The sequence below is a fragment of the Ruegeria sp. CK3 genome (assembly GCF_056536565.1).
Genome location: NZ_JBQFPV010000017.1, coordinates 84,761 through 91,090, shown reverse-complemented (window position 1 = coordinate 91,090; position 6,330 = coordinate 84,761). Strand labels below are relative to the sequence as shown.

Genomic DNA, 6,330 nt, shown 5'->3' with positions numbered 1-6,330 from the left:
GGCGGTGAAGGCCGTGCCGCTGAGCTGTTCGCCATAGAGGCCATAGTTGCAGCGCTGAGGGCTGTTCATGCCCTGCGGTAGCGCGCCAGGCAAAGCCTCGGTCTCAAAATCGTTGCCGAAGCCTGGCATATAGCCGGGATGCGTTCCTACAGGTGTGACGGCCTGCGTAAGACCATGCGGTTCAGCCTTGTTGGTCATCTTGAACTCCTCGGTTTTCTGCTTGTGAATTATTAGTTGTTTTTGTAACTAACAAGCATGTCCGAAGAAAAAGATGATTTTGATCTGCAGAATTTTTTGCCGTTCCTGTTGAATCAGGCAGCTGAGGCAGCCTCGTTAGAGTTTCAGCGCCTCTACAAAGAACGCTATGGCATGCTGCGCAGCGAATGGCGGGTGCTGTTCCATCTGGGTGTCTTCGGCACTCTGACCGCGAAAGAGATTGGCAAGCGCGCGAAACTGCACAAAACCAAGATCAGCCGCGCGGTTCATAAGTTGGAACAAAGCCGCTACCTCAAGCGCACAAGGGATGAGGGTGACCGAAGGGTCGAATGGCTAACGCTGACACCTGCTGGTCACACCGTCTATCGTGAACTGAGTGGTATCGCAGAGCGTTATGACGCGAAACTGGCGGGCGCATTCTCGGAAGAAGAGGCCGCCATGCTGAGGAAAATGCTGCGGCGACTAGCAGGGATGGCATAAGGTCTAGTAATTTCCATGACGCGGCCCACATTCAGGGCAGTACTTTGACGGACACTTCCATGACCTCTTCAGATCCCATCTTTGACCTTATCGACTGGCTTGTTTCCAAAGGGCTTGAAGGGGCTGGTCAGGAAGAATTGCTGGATGGCTTTTGCAACCGCCTGATTGATCTGGGCCTTCCACTGATGCGATTCCACGCGGCGCAGTCGACGCTGCATCCGCTTTATGGCGGTACTGGCTATAGCTGGTATCGGGATTCCGGCGGGGAATCCGAGCGGTTCGCAAACACGGACACCCCAAGCGAAGTCTGGCAACGCAGTCCCCTCTATGCGCTGCTTCATGAGGACATGGATGACCTGCGGGTGCGACTGGTGGACCAGAACGAACCAAGCCGTTTCCCCTTGCTGAATGAACTGCGAGAGATCGGGGCGACGGATTACTATGCAACGGGTGTTTCGTTTGAACGCTCAGAACAGGTGCGCCCGGCGGGTGAGAAAAAGATCGGTGACGGAGTGCTGATGTCCTGGACCAGCGACGCTCCGACCGGTTTTGATGACAGCGATCTGGGGAAAATCCATGTCGCTCTGCCGCATCTTGGGCTTGCGTTGAAATCCGCCAAGAACCAGACCATGGCCAAGGACCTAATGCGCGTCTATCTGGGGCGCGATGCGGGGCGGCGTGTCCTGTCTGGCGAAATCCGGCGCGGTTCGTTGCAACAGATTGATGCGGTAATCTGGAATTTCGACCTCGAAGGCTTCACCACCCTGTCTGAGGATATGCCGGGTCACGAGATCATCGACATGCTGAACGACTATCTGGCCGTTGCCGTGGGTGTGGTGCACGACAATGGCGGCAACATTCTAAAGTTCATGGGTGACGGGCTGATGGCCATGTTTGATGTGGGAGAGAGCGACGCTGATGCCCGTGCGGCTCTCGCAGCCGTCGCCATGTTGCAAAGCCGGATGGAAGAGCTGAACGCGCGACGACTGGCAGATGGGCAGAGGGTGGCAAATTTCACCCTGGCGCTGCATTCGGGTGAGATCCTTTATGGCAATATCGGCTCGGAAACCCGTCTGGATTTCACGGTGATTGGCCCTGCGGTGAATCAGGCGGCCCGGATTGCCGGGATGCATCGGTCGTTGGGCCAGAGGATTCTCGTCTCCGACGACGTCGCCCGCGCCGCACAACCTTGCAGCCAGGAACTGATTTCGGTCGGGCGCTACATGTTGCGCGGTGTGAACGAACCGAAAGAGCTGTTTACGATCTACAGCCCCACGCAGGTCTCGGACGAGACAGAGGTCAAGAACGCAACGTAACGGTGGCGTGGCTCGTGCCGTGGTGAAACCTTCTGGTCAAATGGGAAAAAAGGGGCGGGCCGTCTAGGCCCGAAAAGGGCGCATGTTCGGGAAGGTTCTAAAATACTCGGTTGGGACGTTGGCATTGGCTGTTGTCGCAGCAGGTGGTTACCTGTGGATCGCGCCACCGGATCTGTTGAAAGTGGGCACCAACTATTCCGCCAAGATCGTCTGTTCGAACGTGTTCCTGGCCGGGCGCGATGCAGAGACTGTGTTGCAAAGCGATGTTCAGGCGCCGGGACATCCCTTGCTGAAGCAGGTTTCGGTCAGCGTCGACGAACAGGGCCAATCGGTTGAGGCGCGGATGTTTGGCGTCTTCGCTCCGGCCACATCCCAGTATCGTCCCGGTTTGGGGTGCACCAACGTTCATGCGGCAAAGCTGGCAGATCACACGCTGCCCGAACCTGCGCCCGTAGCCAATGGTCTTTGGCCGCATGGAAATGAGGTGGTTCTGTCCGAGAACCCCGCGCTGACTGATGTTTTGTCGAACCCGTCCTTGCTGGGCGAGGGCTACCGCGCTGTCGTGCTGGTCAAAGACGGGCGCATCATTTCTGAGGCTTATGCTGATGGCTTTGATGCCGAAACCCCTTTGCTGGGGTGGTCGATGACCAAAACGATCACTGCGGGGCTAATTGGTACGCTGATCCAGTCGGGCGACATGGCGCTGGGCGATGATCATACGGACGTCTTCCCAGATTGGGCCGGGGACTCGCGCCGCGACATCACTGTCGAGGATATGCTTGCCATGTCCAGCGGCTTGCAGTGGGATGAGGAATATGGCGACGTCTCGGACGTAACGCGGATGCTGTATCTCAAAGATGACATGGTCGATTTCGCCGCCGGACGCCCCGCCGCCAATCCCACCGCGACCGAGTTCAGCTATTCCTCGGGCACGTCCACAGTTCTGTCGCGGGTGTGGCAGGGCCAGCTTGAAGAGGGCGACCTTGGCTACCCGCGCACAGCACTATTCGACCCTCTGGGCATGCACTCAGCTGTGATGGAGACCGATGGGGCAGATACATTCGTGGGTTCAAGCTACATGTACGCCACCGCGCGCGACTGGGCGCGCTTTGGGCAATTTCTGCTGCAAGGCGGTGTTTGGAAAGGGCAACAGATCTTGCCCGAAGGCTACACCGATTGGATGTTTGAACCTGTCGCAATCTCGGACGGAGCTTATGCCAAAGGGCATATGTGGCTGGACGGCCCACGTGGTAAGCCGCAATTCGAGGACACCGTCTGGCTGCAGGGCCATGACGGCCAATCCGTCGGCATTTTTCCTTCGCAAGAGATGGTCGTGGTGCGTTTGGGGCTGACGCCGTCACGGTTGGGATATTCGCCACTGCCTTTGGCCAAGGCTCTGATCGCTGCTATGGGTGACGGCTGAGCTGCTGCAGCGTACAGACGGCGGTCGCAGGTTTTCCTCTTGCTCTGACCTGTTGCGTCGATCTCCGAAAAGAGATGCCAGCGCGGATTGGCCAAATTCGGGTTTCTATCCTGAAGAAGAACCACCTGCTCGCAGGCATATCGGTCCAAACGCACTCCTCCTAGCCCTCGATGCTGACCAGTCCCGAAAACTCATTTCTGGCGACACTTAGAATAATCTCCGAAAGGAAGGCGAACGTCTTGTGGTGACCGCTAGATTTTCGCCAAACCAGACCGATGGACCTGTTCAACCGTCCCGGGCGATAGGGCACCAGAACCACATCTCCGCCGATCTCTGGGATTTCAGATGCGGCGTAAAGCGAGGGAAGAAAGGACACGCCGATATTCATCGCTGTCATCTGCCGAATTGCGTCAAGACTGGTGCCTTCGTAGTCGTAAAGGAGGTTGGCCCCCAGGCTATTGGCGAGGTCTGCAACTTGGTTGTGAAGCGTGAATCGACGAGAGAGCGCCAGAATGTTCTCACCCTTCAGATCTTCGTCATTGGCTATTTCTTTTTGGGCGAGACGGTGATTTCGGGCCACCGCAAGTTTCAGAGGTTCCCGAAGCAGGCGCAGGATCGTGACGTCTGACGAGCTCACCGGCAGTTGCGTCAAAATTAAATCGTGCACCCCGCTTAGAAGCTCCTGCAACAGCTCGGATGGCGCCCCATCTCGCACCGTCAGTTTTAGGTTCGGGTGGTTTTCATGAAGGTGGTGAAAAACACGTGGCAAAAGGTACGGACCGAGGGTTGGTGATGATCCTAGTCGGAACGTGCCTGCAAGCTCGGACTTCATCCGACCTGACGTCTCTTGCAGCAAAGCGACCTCCGATAAGATGCTCCGGGTTTTTTCCAGTACTTCGCGCCCTTCAGGTGTCAGCACTGCTCCGGCTCTGCCGCGCTCGACCAGTTTCAGTTCAAGCGCTGCTTCGAGATTGGCGATCTGCAGGCTGAGAGATGGCTGGCTGATACCTATCCGCTCAGCGGCTTTTCTGTAGTGACCAGTTTCGGCCAGCGCTCGGAAGTAAGTCAGTTGTTTTAGTGTCAGCTGTAAGCTCATTGATAGGTTTTTCCAATCAAAGTTTCTTGCACAATAGGCTATTTTATTGAGCTGAAACAACCATCATTAGAGCGTGACCTGTTTTAGAGCGCTTGTTTTTGGTGCGTTTGCTCGGAGGATTTCATGAATATTCAAAACGAATTTGCCAAAACGGACGATGTCCGCGCATTTCTAGCCTCAGTCCACTTGCCAACTTCGCGATCGCAGGGTGTCCTTTCACGGGACGAAATTGACTGGTGCAAGATGCGTGGCATCGAGTTGGCATATGATCCTGTGCAAATCGGATGGGTGCCTCTGCTCTGTGAGGATGACATATCTGAAACATCCAGTCGGCCTCAATCTCGGCAAATTCGGTTGCGTCCCTGGCAGGCGCAGGATGCAGCTGACTATGCTGCCATGCTCTCGTCAGAACGATTGTGGCAATATTTGCCCGATCGATACCCGGGTGCAATCAGCGAGGATGACGCGCGACAGTTGATCGAATTGACGGGTGAAGACCATCACGAAGTCTTGGCCGCCACGGTAGACGACATTGTCATCGGGCAAGCCAGAATGCTGAGGGTGGGACAAGACAGCGCCGAAATTAGCTATTGGATCGGCGAGCAGCATTGGGGCAAAGGGTATGCCAGCTCCATCGTAGCGCAATTCTGCACACAGTGCTTGCGTCTAAACCCTGAGATTAGTCGGCTTTTTGCGGTTGTGCACGAGAGCAATATTGCGTCACAATCGATCCTCAAGAAGTGCCGCTTTGCCGAGATCTCTCGTGACACTGTCTGGATAACATTCGAGCGCTACCGCCGCGCGTCTTAGGCTGTCGTGCCCGATTGGGGTTGCCAGGTCTGGCGAGTAAGCGGTTCAAATAGCGCTTAGAAGTCGATCTCGACGCCGGGCAAGTTCAACTCGCGCATCATGTCGCGCAGCTCCTGACGCGCGGCGATGTTCGAGATGTTCAGCTGTTTGACGCCGATATCTTTGAGGTCCAGCAAAGTCAGGCCACGGGGAAAGAGCTCGCGGAAGATGACCCGCTCGGAAAAGCCCGAAGCGACACGGAACCCGATGCGTTGCGACAGCATCTCGATCGCGCGTTGCATTTTTTCCTTGTTGACCATGCGCTGAGTACCCACCCGGTTGCGCACGACGACCCAGTCGATCGGTTTCAAACCAGCCTGCGCCCGTAATTGCCGCGCGTTCCAAACCATTTCGGAATAGACCGAAGGGCCGAGGATCTTCTCACCTTTGGAGTCAATCCGGGCTAGCAGGTCGAAATCAATGAAACTGTCGTTCAGTGGTGTGATCAGCGTATCGGCCAGCGAATGCGCCACTTGGCTGAGGCGGGTATGTGAGCCGGGGCAGTCGATCAGGATGAAATCGCTGTCATTCTCAAGCTGCGAAACAGCCGCCGACAGACGATGGTCATAGATATTCTCGCCCGGTTTCAGGGTGCTGGCGTCGATCTCGGGCAGGTCGTGATGACGTGGGCTGGGCAGGGTCGCTTCGGCGTTTTTCAGAAAGTTCGCCCGGTTCTCGAAATAGCGGCCTAGGCTGCGCTGTCGCAGGTCCAGATCCAGCGTGCTGACCTTGCGGCCCAGACGCGCCAGAGCGGTGGCCACATGCATGGAAACGGTCGATTTGCCTGCGCCGCCCTTTTCGTTCCCCACCACGATGATATGTGCCATGCCGTCGTTCCCAAGCCCTACCGTGTTTGTCCACACGTTGTTATTAGCCACTATATGTTGTGTCAGCGGGGAAGAAAAGAACCTCGGAGCGTTGTTTCGACCAATATCAGGCTCTAATTTGGA

7 protein-coding genes are annotated in these 6,330 nt (G+C 56.3%); 4 read left to right on the top strand and 3 right to left on the bottom strand.

What is annotated here, in order from left to right; all coding sequences use genetic code 11:
- The coding region (locus ACR0C3_RS22075) for a homogentisate 1,2-dioxygenase (protein WP_480760557.1) at positions 1 to 198 on the bottom strand (198 nt) is incomplete at its 3' end.
- Positions 199 to 255: 57 nt separating this feature from the next.
- On the opposite strand from ACR0C3_RS22075, the gene ACR0C3_RS22070 reads away from it, so the two are divergent.
- From ACR0C3_RS22070 to ACR0C3_RS22060, 3 genes are all read left to right on the top strand, one after another.
- Positions 256 to 696, top strand: a complete 441-nt coding sequence (locus tag ACR0C3_RS22070; RefSeq protein ID WP_480760556.1) for a MarR family winged helix-turn-helix transcriptional regulator — start codon at positions 256 to 258, stop codon at positions 694 to 696.
- Positions 697 to 755: 59 nt separating this feature from the next.
- The gene (locus ACR0C3_RS22065) at positions 756 to 2,012 is read left to right on the top strand and encodes an adenylate/guanylate cyclase domain-containing protein (protein WP_480760554.1); all 1,257 of its coding nucleotides are present in this window, start codon (positions 756 to 758) and stop codon (positions 2,010 to 2,012) included.
- 82 nt (positions 2,013 to 2,094) lie between these two features.
- A complete protein-coding gene (locus ACR0C3_RS22060; RefSeq protein ID WP_480760552.1) occupies positions 2,095 to 3,435 on the top strand; it encodes a serine hydrolase domain-containing protein in 1,341 nt (446 codons plus the stop codon).
- Positions 3,436 to 3,595: 160 nt separating this feature from the next.
- On the opposite strand, the gene ACR0C3_RS22055 is transcribed toward ACR0C3_RS22060, so the two are convergent.
- On the bottom strand, positions 3,596 to 4,591 hold the full coding sequence (locus tag ACR0C3_RS22055) for a hydrogen peroxide-inducible genes activator (protein ID WP_480668795.1): 996 nt from the start codon (positions 4,589 to 4,591) through the stop codon (positions 3,596 to 3,598).
- Positions 4,592 to 4,654: 63 nt separating this feature from the next.
- Between ACR0C3_RS22055 and ACR0C3_RS22050 the strand changes: the two genes are divergently transcribed.
- Entirely contained in the window at positions 4,655 to 5,341 is a 687-nt protein-coding gene (locus ACR0C3_RS22050) for a GNAT family N-acetyltransferase (protein WP_480760550.1), read from the top strand.
- A gap of 56 nt (positions 5,342 to 5,397) precedes the next feature.
- Here ACR0C3_RS22050 and ACR0C3_RS22045 read toward each other — a convergent pair whose 3' ends face one another.
- Positions 5,398 to 6,207: a division plane positioning ATPase MipZ gene (locus ACR0C3_RS22045; RefSeq protein ID WP_170463159.1), complete on the bottom strand. Its 810-nt coding sequence runs from the start codon at positions 6,205 to 6,207 to the stop codon at positions 5,398 to 5,400.
- Positions 6,208 to 6,330 lie beyond the last annotated feature (123 nt).

Coding starts and splice junctions, on each gene's coding strand:
- ACR0C3_RS22070 (WP_480760556.1), top strand. CDS start 256: ATGTCCGAAGAAAAAGATGATTTTGATCTGCAGAATTTTTTGCCGTTC.
- ACR0C3_RS22065 (WP_480760554.1), top strand. CDS start 756: ATGACCTCTTCAGATCCCATCTTTGACCTTATCGACTGGCTTGTTTCC.
- ACR0C3_RS22060 (WP_480760552.1), top strand. CDS start 2,095: ATGTTCGGGAAGGTTCTAAAATACTCGGTTGGGACGTTGGCATTGGCT.
- ACR0C3_RS22050 (WP_480760550.1), top strand. CDS start 4,655: ATGAATATTCAAAACGAATTTGCCAAAACGGACGATGTCCGCGCATTT.
- ACR0C3_RS22045 (WP_170463159.1), bottom strand. CDS start 6,207: ATGGCACATATCATCGTGGTGGGGAACGAAAAGGGCGGCGCAGGCAAA.